This window comes from Pseudomonas sp. GW821-FHT12A04 (assembly GCF_058807755.1).
In genome coordinates this window covers 217,054-231,247 of the sequence record NZ_JBXAQZ010000002.1, presented here as the reverse complement: position 1 = coordinate 231,247, position 14,194 = coordinate 217,054, and the positions used below count along the sequence as shown (strand labels likewise).

Annotated in this window: 14 protein-coding genes; 12 read left to right on the top strand and 2 right to left on the bottom strand. The window is 61.4% G+C overall.

Annotated features, from left to right (window positions below; genetic code table 11):
• Positions 1-83 precede the first annotated feature (83 nt).
• From AC1RS8_RS03835 to AC1RS8_RS03810, 6 genes are all read left to right on the top strand, one after another.
• Entirely contained in the window at positions 84-947 is an 864-nt protein-coding gene (locus AC1RS8_RS03835; protein WP_057712739.1) for a YicC/YloC family endoribonuclease, read from the top strand.
• A gap of 12 nt (positions 948-959) precedes the next feature.
• Complete coding sequence (gene gmk / locus AC1RS8_RS03830; RefSeq protein ID WP_046038947.1) at positions 960-1,580, top strand: guanylate kinase; 621 nt, start codon at positions 960-962, stop codon at positions 1,578-1,580.
• A gap of 167 nt (positions 1,581-1,747) precedes the next feature.
• On the top strand, positions 1,748-2,011 hold the full coding sequence (rpoZ, locus tag AC1RS8_RS03825; protein ID WP_007921129.1) for a DNA-directed RNA polymerase subunit omega: 264 nt from the start codon (positions 1,748-1,750) through the stop codon (positions 2,009-2,011).
• 57 nt (positions 2,012-2,068) lie between these two features.
• Positions 2,069-4,174: a bifunctional GTP diphosphokinase/guanosine-3',5'-bis pyrophosphate 3'-pyrophosphohydrolase gene (gene spoT, locus AC1RS8_RS03820; RefSeq protein WP_489339461.1), complete on the top strand. Its 2,106-nt coding sequence runs from the start codon at positions 2,069-2,071 to the stop codon at positions 4,172-4,174.
• A 24-nt stretch (positions 4,175-4,198) separates the two neighbouring features.
• Positions 4,199-4,579, top strand: a complete 381-nt coding sequence (locus AC1RS8_RS03815; RefSeq protein ID WP_003229509.1) for a RidA family protein — start codon at positions 4,199-4,201, stop codon at positions 4,577-4,579.
• 67 nt (positions 4,580-4,646) lie between these two features.
• Positions 4,647-5,387, top strand: coding sequence for a hypothetical protein (locus tag AC1RS8_RS03810; protein ID WP_057712738.1), 741 nt, complete (start codon positions 4,647-4,649; stop codon positions 5,385-5,387).
• A gap of 138 nt (positions 5,388-5,525) precedes the next feature.
• On the opposite strand, the gene AC1RS8_RS03805 is transcribed toward AC1RS8_RS03810, so the two are convergent.
• A complete protein-coding gene (locus AC1RS8_RS03805; RefSeq protein ID WP_493162422.1) occupies positions 5,526-6,383 on the bottom strand; it encodes an SDR family oxidoreductase in 858 nt (285 codons plus the stop codon).
• Between the two features lie 188 nt (positions 6,384-6,571).
• On the opposite strand from AC1RS8_RS03805, the gene exbB reads away from it, so the two are divergent.
• The 6 genes from exbB (at position 6,572) to AC1RS8_RS03775 (ending at position 13,504) form a co-directional block, all read left to right on the top strand.
• On the top strand, positions 6,572-7,543 hold the full coding sequence (exbB, locus tag AC1RS8_RS03800; RefSeq protein ID WP_090452168.1) for a tonB-system energizer ExbB: 972 nt from the start codon (positions 6,572-6,574) through the stop codon (positions 7,541-7,543).
• A gap of 6 nt (positions 7,544-7,549) precedes the next feature.
• Entirely contained in the window at positions 7,550-7,978 is a 429-nt protein-coding gene (exbD, locus tag AC1RS8_RS03795; protein WP_007989589.1) for a TonB system transport protein ExbD, read from the top strand.
• Positions 7,975-8,724, top strand: coding sequence for an energy transducer TonB family protein (locus AC1RS8_RS03790; protein WP_015097375.1), 750 nt, complete (start codon positions 7,975-7,977; stop codon positions 8,722-8,724). The genes exbD and AC1RS8_RS03790 overlap by 4 nt, the downstream gene beginning before the upstream one ends.
• A gap of 283 nt (positions 8,725-9,007) precedes the next feature.
• Positions 9,008-9,937, top strand: coding sequence for a hydrogen peroxide-inducible genes activator (locus AC1RS8_RS03785; RefSeq protein WP_008047093.1), 930 nt, complete (start codon positions 9,008-9,010; stop codon positions 9,935-9,937).
• 9 nt (positions 9,938-9,946) lie between these two features.
• Positions 9,947-12,022, top strand: a complete 2,076-nt coding sequence (gene recG / locus AC1RS8_RS03780) for an ATP-dependent DNA helicase RecG (protein WP_150812723.1) — start codon at positions 9,947-9,949, stop codon at positions 12,020-12,022.
• Positions 12,023-12,100: 78 nt separating this feature from the next.
• Positions 12,101-13,504, top strand: coding sequence for an aminoacyl-tRNA deacylase and HDOD domain-containing protein (locus AC1RS8_RS03775; RefSeq protein ID WP_218494612.1), 1,404 nt, complete (start codon positions 12,101-12,103; stop codon positions 13,502-13,504).
• Positions 13,505-13,644: 140 nt separating this feature from the next.
• Here AC1RS8_RS03775 and AC1RS8_RS03770 read toward each other — a convergent pair whose 3' ends face one another.
• Complete coding sequence (locus AC1RS8_RS03770; RefSeq protein ID WP_090452172.1) at positions 13,645-14,016, bottom strand: helicase; 372 nt, start codon at positions 14,014-14,016, stop codon at positions 13,645-13,647.
• Positions 14,017-14,194: the final 178 nt, after the last annotated feature.

The following is a 14,194-nucleotide window of genomic DNA, read 5'->3' as shown; positions in this document are numbered from 1 at the left end:
TTTGCTGCCAGTCGGCTTTAATTCATTGATATCGGATTCCCGGAACCTTGGTTCTGTGCCGATCTGCCTTGCGAGGTACCTCCATGGTGCACAGCATGACCGCCTTCGCCCGCGTCGAGAAAGCCGGCGTCCAGGGCACCCTGAGCTGGGAACTGCGCTCGGTCAACAGCCGCTACCTGGAACCCCACCTGCGTCTGCCGGAGTCCTTTCGCGACCTCGAGGGCGCTGTTCGTGAAGCCCTGCGCCAGGGTGTATCGCGGGGCAAGCTTGAATGCACCCTGCGCTTCACCGAAGAAAACACCGGCAAGGCGCTGCAAATCGATCAGGAGCGCGCCGCGCAACTGGTCGCCGCCGCCGAGACCATCGCCAGCCTGATCAAGAACCCGGCAGCGCTGAACCCGCTGGAAGTCCTTGCCTGGCCCGGCGTACTGGTAGGCGACGCCACCGACCCGCAAGCCTTGAACGCCGAAGCGCTGGCACTGTTCAATCAGGGCCTCAAGGAGCTGAAGGCCGGCCGCGAGCGCGAAGGCGCGGAGCTGGCGCGACTGATCAACGAGCGCCTGAGCGCCATCGAAGAAGACGTGGTGACCTTGCGCGAACTGGTCCCGCAAATGCTCGCCACCCAGCGCCAGAAAGTCCTCGACCGTTTCGCCGACATGAAGGCCGAGATGGATCCGCAGCGCCTGGAGCAGGAAATGGTCATGCTCGCGCAAAAAAGTGACGTCGCCGAAGAACTGGATCGCCTGAGCACTCACATCATCGAAGTTCGCCGGGTGCTCAAATCCGGCGGTGCCGCCGGTCGGCGCCTGGACTTCCTGATGCAGGAACTCAACCGCGAAGCCAATACACTGGGCTCCAAAGCCTTCGACCCGCGCAGCACCCAGGCTGCGGTCAACCTCAAGGTGTTGATCGAGCAGATGCGCGAACAAGTGCAGAATATTGAGTAAGGCTACCCCGACATGACACACAGCACCGGCACCCTGTACATCATTTCCGCTCCTTCGGGCGCGGGCAAGAGCAGTCTGGTCAAGGCTTTGACCGACGCAAATCCGGAGATCCGCGTCTCGGTCTCCCACACCACCCGCGCCATGCGCCCCGGTGAAGTGAATGGCGTGAACTATCACTTCGTCGACCGCAGCGAGTTCGTGAAGATGATCGAGCACGGGGACTTCCTCGAGCGCGCCGAAGTGTTCGGCAACCTCTACGGCACCTCGCAAAGCCACCTGCAGCAAACCCTGGACGAAGGCCACGACCTGATTCTGGAAATCGACTGGCAAGGTGCCGAGCAAGTGCGCAAGCTGATGCCTCAGGCCCGCTCGATCTTCATTCTGCCGCCGTCATTGCAGGCCCTGCACCAGCGCCTGACCAATCGCGGCCAGGACAGTGACGAAGTCATTGACGGCCGGATGCGCGAAGCCGTCAGCGAAATGAGCCACTACGTCGACTACGACTACCTGATCATCAACGACGATTTCGCCCACGCGCTGCACGACCTGAAGGCGATTTTCCGCGCCAATCAGCTGATTCAAAAGCGTCAGCAACAGCGTCACGGCAAATTGCTGGCTGAATTGCTCGGTTAATCAGCTCTTCCCAAAACCGCTGCAAGGGCTTTACATTGGTACTTGCAGCGCGTTGAAGGGCTTGGTCAAAAAATCAGCGCTTCCCTAAACGCTGGTGATTTTTTAAACTGTCGAGTCCGCTCGCCCATCCGGGCAGCGCGCATATTGCATTTGCTACGAGGAAGACCATGGCCCGCGTAACCGTTGAAGACTGCCTAGAACACGTGGATAACCGCTTTGAGCTGGTCATGCTCTCTACCAAGCGTGCCCGTCAACTGGCCACCGGCGGCAAAGAGCCGAAAGTAGCATGGGAAAACGACAAGCCTACCGTCGTTGCCCTGCGCGAAATCGCTGAAGGCCTGATCGACTACGCAGCTATCGCCGAAGCCGAAATCGTTGAAGATGAACCGCTTTTTGCTGCATTCGAGGACGAGTCCAACGAGGCCGTCTAAGCCTATGCCTGGTCGACGTAGCACGGCGCGGGATAAAAGCTTACGGCAGGAGACATCATGCCGAGCATAGACGCCCTCGCCGATCGCTTATCGACCTACCTCGGCAAGGACCAGGTCAACCTGGTCCGCCGAGCGTATTTCTACGCCGAACAAGCCCACGACGGCCAACGCCGCCGTAGCGGCGAGGCGTACGTCACGCACCCACTCGCGGTTGCGAATATTCTTGCCGACATGCACATGGACCATCAGAGCCTGATGGCCGCGATGCTGCATGACGTGATCGAAGACACCGGTATTGCCAAGGAAGCGCTGCAAGCGCAGTTCGGCGAAACCGTGGCCGAACTGGTCGACGGGGTCAGCAAACTGACCCAGATGAACTTCGAGACCAAGGCCGAAGCCCAAGCCGAAAACTTCCAGAAAATGGCCATGGCCATGGCTCGCGACATTCGCGTGATCCTGGTCAAGCTGGCCGATCGCCTGCACAACATGCGCACGCTGGAAGTGCTGTCCGGCGAAAAACGCCGGCGCATCGCCAAGGAAACCCTGGAAATCTATGCGCCCATCGCCAACCGGCTGGGCATGCATGCCATCCGCATAGAGTTCGAAGACCTCGGTTTCAAGGCCATGCACCCGATGCGTTCCGCGCGGATCTACCAGGCCGTCAAACGCGCCCGGGGCAACCGCAAGGAAATCGTCAACAAGATCGAAGAATCCCTAAGCCACTGCCTGGCCATCGATGGCATTCAGGGCGAGGTCAGCGGTCGCCAGAAACACCTCTACGGCATCTACAAGAAAATGCGCGGCAAGCGTCGGGCCTTCAACGAGATCATGGACGTCTACGCGTTCCGGATCATCGTCGACAAGGTCGATACCTGCTACCGCGTGCTGGGTGCTGTACATAACTTGTATAAACCGCTGCCGGGACGCTTCAAGGATTACATCGCGATCCCCAAGGCCAACGGCTATCAGTCACTGCACACCACGCTGTTCGGCATGCACGGTGTTCCGATCGAGATCCAGATCCGAACCCGTGAAATGGAAGAGATGGCCAACAACGGCATCGCCGCCCATTGGCTGTACAAATCCAGCGGCGACGAGCAGCCAAAAGGCACCCATGCCCGCGCCCGCCAGTGGGTCAAGGGCGTGCTGGAAATGCAGCAACGCGCCGGCAACTCGCTGGAATTCATCGAGAGCGTGAAGATCGACCTGTTCCCGGACGAGGTCTACGTGTTCACGCCCAAAGGCCGGATCATGGAGCTGCCCAAGGGCTCCACGGCGGTCGACTTCGCTTATGCGGTGCATACCGATGTCGGCAACAGCTGCATTGCCTGCCGGATCAATCGTCGTCTCGCGCCGCTGTCCGAACCGCTGCAAAGCGGCTCCACGGTCGAGATCGTCAGTGCTCCAGGCGCGCGACCGAACCCGGCGTGGCTCAACTTCGTGGTCACCGGCAAGGCCCGTACGCACATTCGCCATGCACTGAAACTGCAACGCCGCTCCGAGTCCATCAGCCTGGGCGAACGCCTGCTGAACAAGGTCCTCAACGGTTTCGACAGCACGCTGGAGAAAATCCCGGCCGAGCGCGTCAAGGCCATGCTCGTCGAGTACCGTCTCGAACTGATCGAAGACTTGCTGGAAGACATCGGCCTGGGCAATCGCATGGCCTATGTGGTGGCCCGCAGACTGCTGGGCGAGGGCGAACAGTTGCCAAGCCCGGAAGGCCCGCTGGCGATTCGCGGTACCGAAGGCCTGGTACTCAGCTACGCCAAGTGCTGCACGCCGATCCCGGGCGACCCGATTGTCGGCCACCTGTCCGCGGGCAAAGGCATGGTCGTGCACCTGGACAACTGCCGCAACATCAGCGAAATCCGCCACAACCCGGAAAAATGCATCCAGCTCTCGTGGGCCAAGGATGTCACCGGCGAATTCAACGTCGAGCTGCGCGTTGAGCTGGAGCACCAGCGCGGCCTGATCGCCCTGCTGGCCAGCAGCGTCAACGCCGCCGACGGCAACATCGAGAAAATCAGCATGGACGAACGCGATGGTCGCATCAGCGTGGTCCAGTTGGTGGTCAGCGTGCACGACCGCGTGCACCTGGCCCGCGTGATCAAGAAACTGCGCGCCTTGACCGGGGTGATTCGCATCACCCGCATGCGCGCCTAAGCCCCTAATTACAAGGAGTCCTACATGACCAAGACCGTTATCACCAGCGACAAGGCCCCGGCCGCCATCGGTACTTACTCCCAGGCGATCAAGGCTGGCAACACCGTTTACATGTCCGGTCAGATTCCCCTGGACCCAAAAACCATGGAACTGGTTGAAGGCTTCGAAGCCCAGACCGTCCAGGTATTCGAGAACCTCAAGGCCGTGGCTGAAGCTGCCGGCGGTTCGTTCAAGGACATCGTCAAGCTGAACATCTTCCTCACCGACCTGAGCCACTTCGCCAAGGTCAACGAGATCATGGGCAAGTACTTCGACCAGCCTTACCCTGCACGCGCCGCCATCGGCGTAGCCGCCCTGCCAAAGGGTTCGCAGGTCGAAATGGATGCCATCCTGGTCATCGAGTAATGCGTACGGCGCAGCCTCGGGCTGCGCCGACTGCTCTGCTGTAAAGAAAGCTTGAAAGGATTCCACCATGCGCAACGCGCTTGTTCTCTCGCTGCTTGCCCTGTTCCTGGGCGGATGTGCCAGCAACCCTGCCGACCGTGACATCAGCGGCACCTGGATCAACCAGGTGGCGATCGATGCTGCCGCCAAAGGCGTCCCCCTGCGTGAAGCGCTCCAGGCCTATGGCCCGAACCTGGAATGGGACATCAACACCAAGGCCGGTCAGGCCCGCTACACCAACGGTTTTGAAAATGTCGATGGCAAGCTGCTGGGTGAAGAGTCCGGCGCCTGGAAAGTCGACTTTTATGGCAGCTCGGCCAGTGAACTGAAGCGTGACGGCAAGCAACTGAGCCAGTCCGCCAGCGACAATGAGCCTGAGCAAGTCTTCGACCGCGTACAGATCCAGGTACCGGATGGCGCACCGATGGGTGCCACCTTCGAACGCGCCCTGTATTCAGCCTACATGGGCGGCGGCTGGACAATCGTCAACGGCCCGGGCGAAGGCAACACGGTTCAATTCCAGGCCGACGGCCAGGTGACCGGCCTGCCGGGCAGCGACCGTTATGCGTTGTGCCTGGCCGGCGATTGCGCATCCATGAGCGGCGGCAATGACAACATGTGGCTGCAACTCAATGGCCAGGGCAACGCCTGGATCTTTGCGCGCAAGGGCAAAGAGCTGGAGATTTTCCAGACCGTGAACACGGCGCAGGCGGACGAGATGCCTCAATACACGCCGGGTGATCGCAAGTGGTTGCTGGAGAAGCAATAAGCGTCCCTTGAAAGCACCACGAAACACTGTGGGAGCGAGCTTGCTCGCGATGAGGCCAAAACATCCAACATTATCGTTGACTGTTATGCCGCCATCGCGAGCAAGCTCGCTCCCACAGGTGTTTACGGTGCCTGGAAGTCAGCAGCGCCCTTCAATGATCGCCGCATACCCCTCGCGAAAACTCGGATACTTCGGCGTCCAGCCCAACACTTTGGCCCGCGCATTACTGCAGCGCTTGCTGCCAGTGCGACGCACGCTGTCGTCATCGGCCCATTCGGTCACACCCAGATATTCGCGCAACCAGCCCACCACATCGGCCAGCGCTGCCGGCGCATCATCGACGCCGATGTAGACATCATCCAGCGCCACCCCACGCCGAGCCGCCTCAAGCAGACACGCGATCAACCCTGCGGCATCGTCGGCATGAATCCGATTGGCATACAACGGTGGCTCGACCGCCACGCGATAACCCCGGCGCACCTGGGTCAGCAGCCATTCACGGCCGGGACCGTAAATGCCGGTCAGGCGCACGATACTGGCCGGAATGCCGCTCTTGAGGGCAAGTTGCTCGGCTTCGAGCATCACACGTCCGGAGTAGCCCGCCGCCACGGCCGGTGAAGCCTCGTCGACCCATTCGCCATTCTGCTGACCGTAGACACTGCTGCTGGAAACGAACAACAGGCGATTGGGCATCTGCCCGTAGTCGTCCAGCCACTCCAGCACATGCTCCAGCCCCTGAACATACGCAGCGCGGTAACCGGCTTCGTCGTGATCGGTGGCCGCCGCGCAATACACCAGGTAATCCACGGCGCCGATTGGCCAAGTGTCCGGGCAGTCTTTGTTAAACAGGTCACCGGCCACGCCGATGACGCCCTTGGGCAGGCGTGAAACGTCGCGTCGCAGACCATGGACCTCCCATCCCGCCGCCAGCAATTGTGTGGCCAGGCGGCTGCCGACATCACCGCAGCCGGCGATCAAAACAGTAGGCGCAGACATCAGAAAACTCCCATCGGAAAGCCACAGACTAGCGCCGGCAACAGACAGGCGGCTAGTAATGCAGGAAAAAAAGAGACGCTATTACTTCTGCTAACAAGAATTACTTGCAATAATGCCTCCCCACTTTTGTTCTCGGCCTTCGAGGCCTGGAAGAACATCACCCGTTTTTTCTCTCAGGTCCGGCCAGCATGACACGCAATCAACTCTCCGCTTCGCCAACCAAACGACCTCGCGCCTGGAGCGCGGTGGCCGCCCTGTTCTTCAGCCTGATGCTCGCGCCAGTCGCCGCTTTCGCCGATGCCCAGGCGCCAGCCACACCAGCCGCCACCGCGCCTGCTCCGGCCGATCACGCCGCCCCGGCCGTTGCTCCGGTCGCGACCGATCCTGCCCAGGCCGCACCGACAGAAGCGTTGGGTGAAGACGTCCCTGAAGTCCTCGAAGCCGACAACACCCTGGGCATGGCCCACGACCTGTCGCCGTGGGGCATGTACAAGAACGCCGACATCATCGTGAAAATCGTGATGATCGGCCTGGCCATCGCCTCGATCATCACCTGGACCATCTGGATCGCCAAGGGTCTTGAGCTGATGGGCGCCAAGCGTCGTCTGCGCGGTGAAATCGCCCAACTGAAAAAATCCGCCTCCCTCAAGGAAGCCAGCGCCACCGCGGCGAAGGAAGGCACCCTGGCCAACCTGCTGGTACATGACGCCCTTGAAGAGATGCGCCTGTCGGTCAACAGCCGTGAGAAAGAAGGCATCAAGGAACGCGTCAGCTTCCGTCTTGAGCGCCTGGTCGCGGCCTGCGGTCGCAACATGAGCAGCGGCACCGGCGTGCTGGCCACCATCGGTTCCACCGCGCCGTTCGTCGGCCTGTTCGGTACCGTGTGGGGCATCATGAACAGCTTCATCGGCATCGCCAAGACCCAGACCACCAACCTCGCCGTCGTCGCCCCCGGTATCGCCGAAGCCTTGCTGGCTACCGCACTGGGCCTGGTTGCAGCTATCCCTGCGGTCGTGATCTACAACGTCTTTGCCCGCTCCATCGCCGGTTACAAGGCTCAGGTGTCCGATGCGTCGGCACAGGTCCTGCTGTTGGTCAGCCGCGACCTCGACCACCAGCCTGAGCGCAGCTCGCAACCGCACATGGTGAAAGTGGGGTAATCGGCCATGGGCCTGCATTTGAAAGAAGGGGCAGACGACGATCTGTCCGAAAACCACGAAATCAACGTTACGCCGTTCATTGACGTGATGTTGGTGCTGTTGATCATTTTCATGGTGGCGGCCCCGCTGGCCACCGTGGACATCAAGGTCGACCTGCCCGCCTCGACCGCCAAGCCGGCTCCGCGGCCAGAGAAACCGGTGTTCCTCAGTGTCAAGGCTGACCAGCGCCTGTTCCTTGGTGAAGACGAAGTGAAGGCCGAAGCACTCGGCGCCACCCTCGACGCCAAGACCCAGGGCAAGAAAGACACGACAATCTTCTTCCAGGCCGACAAAGGCGTGGATTACGGCGATCTGATGAGCGTGATGGACAACCTGCGTTCCGCCGGTTACCTGAAGGTAGGTCTGGTCGGACTCGAGACGGCAGCCAAGAAATGATCACGACGCGCCATAAGCTGACGCGTTACAGCGGTAGCCTGGCCGTGGTGCTGGGCGTTCACGCGCTGGCCATCGCGCTGGCGTTGAACTGGTCCGCCCGTCCGCCCATCGAATTGCCCCCTCAGGCAATGATGGTCGAACTGGCACCGGTTCCTGCCCCGCCACCGCCTGCTCCGCCGAAGGTCGTCACCCCGCCGCAGCCACCGGCTCCGGTTGAAGAACTGCCGATACCCAAGCTCGCTGAAGCGCCGAAAGCTGAAATTGCCGTGCCCAAGCCCGTCAAGCCAAAGCCAAAGCCGCAGCCACCCAAGCCGGTAGAGAAAAAACCCGAACCGCCGAAGGAAAAACCGGCCGAGGAAAAGCCTGCCGAAACGCAACAGACTCAGGCACCAACGGAGAAATCCGCCCAGCCTGCGCCGGGCCCATCGCCTGCTCAATTGGCGGCCAAGGCCAGTTGGCAAGGCACGCTGTTGGCACACCTGCAGAAGTACAAAAAGTACCCTGCAAGTGCCCAGGCGCGGGGCAAGGAAGGCATGAACCGTCTGCGTTTCGTCGTGGATGCCGAAGGCAATGTGTTGTCGTTTGAGCTGGTAGGCGCCTCGGGCACTGCCGATCTGGACCGGGCCACTCTGGAAATGATCCGTCGCGCCCAACCGCTGCCCAAGCCACCGGCCGACATGCTGACCAATGGCTCCATCGAAATCGTTGCACCGTTTGTTTATTCGCTGGAAAAACGCCGCCGTTAAAACAGTACTGCCCCTGTGGGAGCGAGCTTGCTCGCGATAGCGGTCTAACATTCAACGCAGATGTCGAATGCTGGGCCCTCATCGCGAGCAAGCTCGCTCCCACAGAGATTTCTGCCAGCAGGAAGCTCGCGTTCCAAGCCCAAAAGGCACCGAAAGGTGCCTTTTGCATATCTGCCAGCGGCAAACTGGGATTACCCGGTGTCACTCGACACACTCAGTCTGATAACGTGCGTCTATCGATTGCAGCCGGTATGCTTGGCCCGCAACTACATGGACGCTTGCTATGACCCTCACAGAATTACGCTACATCGTTACCCTCGCCCAAGAGCAGCATTTCGGCCACGCGGCCGAGCGTTGCCACGTCAGCCAGCCGACCCTGTCGGTGGGTGTGAAAAAGCTTGAAGACGAACTCGGTGTGCTGATTTTCGAGCGCAGCAAAAGCGCCGTGCGCCTGACGCCGGTCGGCGAAGGCATCGTGGCCCAGGCCCAAAAGGTATTGGAACAAGCCCAAGGCATCCGCGAACTGGCCCAGGCCGGCAAGAACCAGCTGACCGCCCCACTCAAAGTCGGCGCGATCTACACCGTCGGGCCGTACCTGTTTCCGCACCTGATTCCACAACTGCACCGGGTCGCCCCGCAGATGCCGTTGTACATCGAAGAAAACTTCACCCACGTGCTGCGCGACAAACTGCGCAACGGCGAGCTCGACGCGATCATCATCGCCCTGCCGTTCAATGAAGCCGACGTGCTGACCCTGCAGCTCTACGACGAGCCGTTCTACGTGCTGATGCCGGCGCAGCACCCGTGGACACAAAAGGAATCCATCGACGCCAGCCTGCTCAATGACAAGAGCCTGTTGCTGCTCGGCGAAGGCCACTGCTTCCGCGACCAGGTACTGGAAGCCTGCCCGACGCTGACCAAAGGCAACGACGGCGCCAAGCACACCACGGTGGAATCCAGCTCCCTGGAAACCATTCGCCACATGGTCGCCTCGGGTCTCGGGATTTCGATCCTGCCGTTGTCGGCGGTCGACAGCCATCACTACGCCCCCGGCGTGATCGAGGTGCGTCCGTTGTCGGCACCCGTACCGTTCCGCACCGTGGCCATTGCCTGGCGCGCCAGCTTCCCGCGCCCGAAAGCGATTGAAATTCTCGCTGACTCCATTCGCCTGTGCTCGGTGGCCAAGCCAGCGGCGCAAGTCGCTGCGGGCTAAGCAACGGTCATGAGCGAGTTGTCGCAAGTGTCGGTGACGGCACTCAAGGGTGTCGGTGAAGCCATGGCCGAGAAACTGGCCAAGGTCGGCCTGGAAAACCTCCAGGACGTGTTGTTTCACCTGCCCCTGCGTTATCAGGACCGCACTCGCGTGGTGCCGATCGGCGCACTGCGGCCCGGTCAGGATGCGGTCATCGAAGGCACTGTCAGCGGTGCCGATGTGGTCATGGGGCGTCGGCGCAGCCTGGTGGTCCGGTTGCAGGATGGCACCGGCGGACTCAGCCTGCGCTTCTACCATTTCAGCAACGCGCAAAAGGAAGGTCTCAAACGCGGCACGCGGATTCGCTGCTACGGCGAAGCGCGGCCCGGTGCTTCGGGGCTGGAGATCTACCACCCGGAATACCGCGCCATCACCGGCGACGAACCGCCGCCGGTGGATGAAACCCTGACCCCGGTCTACCCGCTCACCGAAGGCCTGACCCAACAGCGCTTGCGCCAGTTGTGCATGCAGACCCTCACCCTGCTCGGCCCCAGCAGCCTGCCCGACTGGCTGCCGAGCGAACTGGCCCGCGACTACCAACTGGCGCCGCTGGCCGATGCGATCCGCTACCTGCACAACCCGCCCGCCGATGCCGACGTCGATGAACTGGCCCTCGGTCACCACTGGGCACAGCACCGTCTGGCTTTCGAAGAACTGCTGACCCATCAACTGTCGCAACAGCGCCTTCGTGAAAGCATGCGCGCCCTGCGTGCGCCCGCGATGCCCAAAGCTACCAAGCTGCCAGCCAAATACCTGGCCAACCTCGGCTTCAGCCCGACCGGTGCCCAGCAGCGGGTCGGCAACGAAATCGCCTATGACCTCAGCCAGCACGAACCGATGCTACGGCTGATCCAGGGCGATGTCGGCGCCGGCAAAACCGTGGTCGCCGCCCTTGCCGCACTTCAAGCGCTGGAGGCCGGTTATCAGGTCGCGCTGATGGCGCCCACCGAGATTCTCGCCGAGCAGCACTTCATCACCTTCAAGCGCTGGCTCGAGCCGCTGGGCATTGAAGTCGCATGGCTGGCCGGCAAGCTCAAGGGCAAGAACCGCGTCGCCGCACTGGAGCAAATCGCCAGCGGCACGCCGATGGTGGTCGGCACCCACGCGCTGTTCCAGGACGAAGTGCAATTCAAGAACCTGGCACTGGTGATCATCGACGAACAGCACCGTTTCGGCGTACAGCAGCGTCTGGCCCTGCGGCAGAAAGGCGTCGGCGGGCGCATGTGCCCGCATCAGCTGATCATGACCGCTACGCCGATTCCGCGCACGCTGGCCATGAGTGCCTACGCCGACCTCGACACCTCGATCCTCGACGAACTGCCCCCCGGCCGAACCCCGGTCAACACCGTACTGATCACCGACACCCGGCGGGTCGAAGTCATCGAGCGAGTGCGCAGCGCTTGCGCCGAAGGGCGTCAGGCCTATTGGGTGTGCACGCTGATCGAAGAGTCGGAAGAGCTGACCTGCCAGGCAGCGGAAACCACTTTTGAGGACCTCACCGCCGCCCTCGGCGAACTGAAGGTCGGGTTGATCCACGGCCGCATGAAGCCTGCGGAAAAAGCCGCGGTGATGGCCGAATTCAAGGCCGGCAACCTGCAATTGCTGGTCGCGACCACGGTGATCGAAGTCGGCGTGGACGTGCCCAACGCCAGCCTGATGATCATCGAGAATCCTGAACGCCTGGGCCTGGCGCAATTGCACCAGTTGCGCGGCCGCGTCGGCCGGGGCAGCGCCGTCAGCCATTGCGTGCTGCTCTACCATCCGCCGCTGTCGCAGATCGGCCGCCAGCGCCTGGGCATCATGCGTGAAACCAACGATGGTTTCGTCATCGCCGAAAAGGATCTGGAACTGCGCGGCCCCGGCGAAATGCTCGGCACCCGGCAGACAGGTTTACTTCAATTCAAGGTCGCCGACCTGATGCGCGATGCCGATTTGCTGCCCGCCGTGCGGGATGCCGCCCAGGCATTGCTCGAGCGCTGGCCGACCCACGTCAGCCCGCTACTCGATCGATGGCTGCGTCATGGCCAACAATACGGCCAAGTGTGACAACCGTCACGGTTTCTGAGGCGTGGCCCCAAGCAAGCTGGTTATACTCCTGCAATTGTTTAAGTCCGGATACAGACCATGACCGACGTTGCCTTCGCACCCGACACCCCGCACGCTCCGTCGGTTATTCGGCTGATGCTGGGCAAGCTGGGCATTGCCTACGAAGAAGTGCTGGACCGTCACGGTCTCAATGCCGCGCGCAAAGTGCAGGCTGTTCTCCTGGATGACAGCATTGGCGTATTGATGGTGCTGTTCCCGCAGAGCCAATTGCTGGACCTCAATCGCCTGACCGAGCTCACCGGTCGCCGCCTCGCCGCCGTACCCACCGAACGCCTGACAAAAATGCTCGGCAAGCACAATCTCAGCTTGCTGCCGGGCTTGCCGGCGCTGACCAGTTCACCGTGCCTGTATGACGAAAGCCTGCTGCGCGAGCCGAAGTTGCTGATCAACTCCGGTGAGCCGGGCGTGCTGCTGGAAATCACCAGCGAAGACTTCAAGGCGACCATGCTGACCAAGGCCAGCGCCGCCAACTTCGGCGAAAACCTGACCAGCATCCGTCCCAACCTCGACCGCCCCGATGACGACCGCGAGGAAATCACCCAGGCCGTCCAGGCGTTCACCGCACGGCGTATCCAGCAGCGTCTGGAAGCGACCATCGAAATTCCGCCGCTGGCCGAAACCGCGCAAAAAATCATCAAGCTGCGCGTCGACCCCAACGCCACCATCGACGACATCACCGGCGTGGTCGAAACCGACCCGGCGCTGGCCGCACAAGTGGTGAGCTGGGCGGCATCGCCCTACTACGCGTCGCCGGGAAAGATCCGCTCCGTTGAAGACGCCATCGTGCGCGTGCTGGGCTTCGACCTGGTGATCAACCTGGCGCTGGGCCTGGCCCTGGGCAAAACCCTGAGCCTGCCCAAGGACCACCCGCAACACTCCACCCCGTACTGGCAGCAATCGATCTACACCGCCGCCGTCATCGAAGGCCTGACCCGCGCCATGCCGCGCGCCCAGCGTCCGGAGGCCGGCCTGACCTACCTCGCCGGCCTGCTGCACAACTTCGGCTACCTGCTGCTGGCCCATGTGTTCCCGCCGCACTTCTCGCTGATCTGCCGTCACCTGGAGGTCAACCCGCACCTGTGCCACAGCTACATCGAGCAACACCTGCTGGGCATCAGCCGCGAACAGATCGGCGCATGGCTGATGCGCCACTGGGACATGCCCGAAGAACTGTCCACGGCGCTGCGCTTCCAGCACGACCCGGCTTACGACGGCGCCTACGCCGAGTACCCGAACCTGGTCTGCCTGGCCGTGCGCCTGCTGCGCAGCCGTAACATCGGCTCCGGCCCCGACGAAGACATCCCCGACGCGCTGCTTGAGCGCCTAGGCCTGAGCCGCGCCAAGGCCGAAGATGTGGTCAGCAAAGTCCTCGAGGCCGAAGTGCTGCTGCGCGAACTGGCTTCGCAATTCACTCAAGGCTGAAAAGCATCGCGAGCAAGCTCGCTCCCACAAGGATCACCAAAACCTTGTAGGAGCGAGCTTGCTCGCGAAAGTCGTCAACGATGACGCGTGCATCCTGGATAACCGCGGGGGGCTTGAGTTTCTCGCGAGCAAGCTCGCTCCTACACCTTCTTCGGCTTCAAATACTTGGTCAACCCCTGGAACCAGATCACCAGCGCCGGGTTGCCCTTGATCTGAATCGACTTGTCCTGAATCCCCGTCATGAACGCCAGCTGCTTGTTCTTCGCCTGCATCGTGGCAAAGCCATACGCGGCATCTTTAAAGGCAATCGCAAATGCAGGCTCGGCATGCACACCCGATTGACTGGTGATGCGCTGATCCTTCACGCGGAAATGCCGCGCCACTTTCCCGTCCAGGGTCTGCAGTTGAAACACCAGATCCTTGTCACCCAGCTGCTGCTGAAACGCCGGATTATTCCGGCTGGCCTTACCCATCAACAAACCCAGCATCCACAGCAGAAAACGAAATTTCATGCGCACAGCCTCAGAAGGAAAATGAACGGCTTGGGCAGTTTAACGGCTTCAGGCGATAACACCAGTATCTGCTTGCGTTAGAAGAAGATCAGAACTATTACCCTCACGATGACCACCAAGTCACAATTATCAAAACTTCCTTCAAGACCACTCCACACACCACTCCTACACCAAACGA

Excerpts from the sequence above, each read along its gene's own strand:
- AC1RS8_RS03770 (WP_090452172.1), bottom strand. The coding sequence starts at position 14,016 with ATGAAATTTCGTTTTCTGCTGTGGATGCTGGGTTTGTTGATGGGTAAG.
- AC1RS8_RS03810 (WP_057712738.1), top strand. The coding sequence starts at position 4,647 with ATGCGCAACGCGCTTGTTCTCTCGCTGCTTGCCCTGTTCCTGGGCGGA.
- gmk (WP_046038947.1), top strand. The coding sequence starts at position 960 with ATGACACACAGCACCGGCACCCTGTACATCATTTCCGCTCCTTCGGGC.
- spoT (WP_489339461.1), top strand. The coding sequence starts at position 2,069 with ATGCCGAGCATAGACGCCCTCGCCGATCGCTTATCGACCTACCTCGGC.
- rpoZ (WP_007921129.1), top strand. The coding sequence starts at position 1,748 with ATGGCCCGCGTAACCGTTGAAGACTGCCTAGAACACGTGGATAACCGC.
- AC1RS8_RS03790 (WP_015097375.1), top strand. The coding sequence starts at position 7,975 with ATGATCACGACGCGCCATAAGCTGACGCGTTACAGCGGTAGCCTGGCC.
- recG (WP_150812723.1), top strand. The coding sequence starts at position 9,947 with ATGAGCGAGTTGTCGCAAGTGTCGGTGACGGCACTCAAGGGTGTCGGT.
- AC1RS8_RS03835 (WP_057712739.1), top strand. The coding sequence starts at position 84 with ATGGTGCACAGCATGACCGCCTTCGCCCGCGTCGAGAAAGCCGGCGTC.
- exbB (WP_090452168.1), top strand. The coding sequence starts at position 6,572 with ATGACACGCAATCAACTCTCCGCTTCGCCAACCAAACGACCTCGCGCC.
- AC1RS8_RS03775 (WP_218494612.1), top strand. The coding sequence starts at position 12,101 with ATGACCGACGTTGCCTTCGCACCCGACACCCCGCACGCTCCGTCGGTT.
- AC1RS8_RS03785 (WP_008047093.1), top strand. The coding sequence starts at position 9,008 with ATGACCCTCACAGAATTACGCTACATCGTTACCCTCGCCCAAGAGCAG.
- exbD (WP_007989589.1), top strand. The coding sequence starts at position 7,550 with ATGGGCCTGCATTTGAAAGAAGGGGCAGACGACGATCTGTCCGAAAAC.
- AC1RS8_RS03815 (WP_003229509.1), top strand. The coding sequence starts at position 4,199 with ATGACCAAGACCGTTATCACCAGCGACAAGGCCCCGGCCGCCATCGGT.
- AC1RS8_RS03805 (WP_493162422.1), bottom strand. The coding sequence starts at position 6,383 with ATGTCTGCGCCTACTGTTTTGATCGCCGGCTGCGGTGATGTCGGCAGC.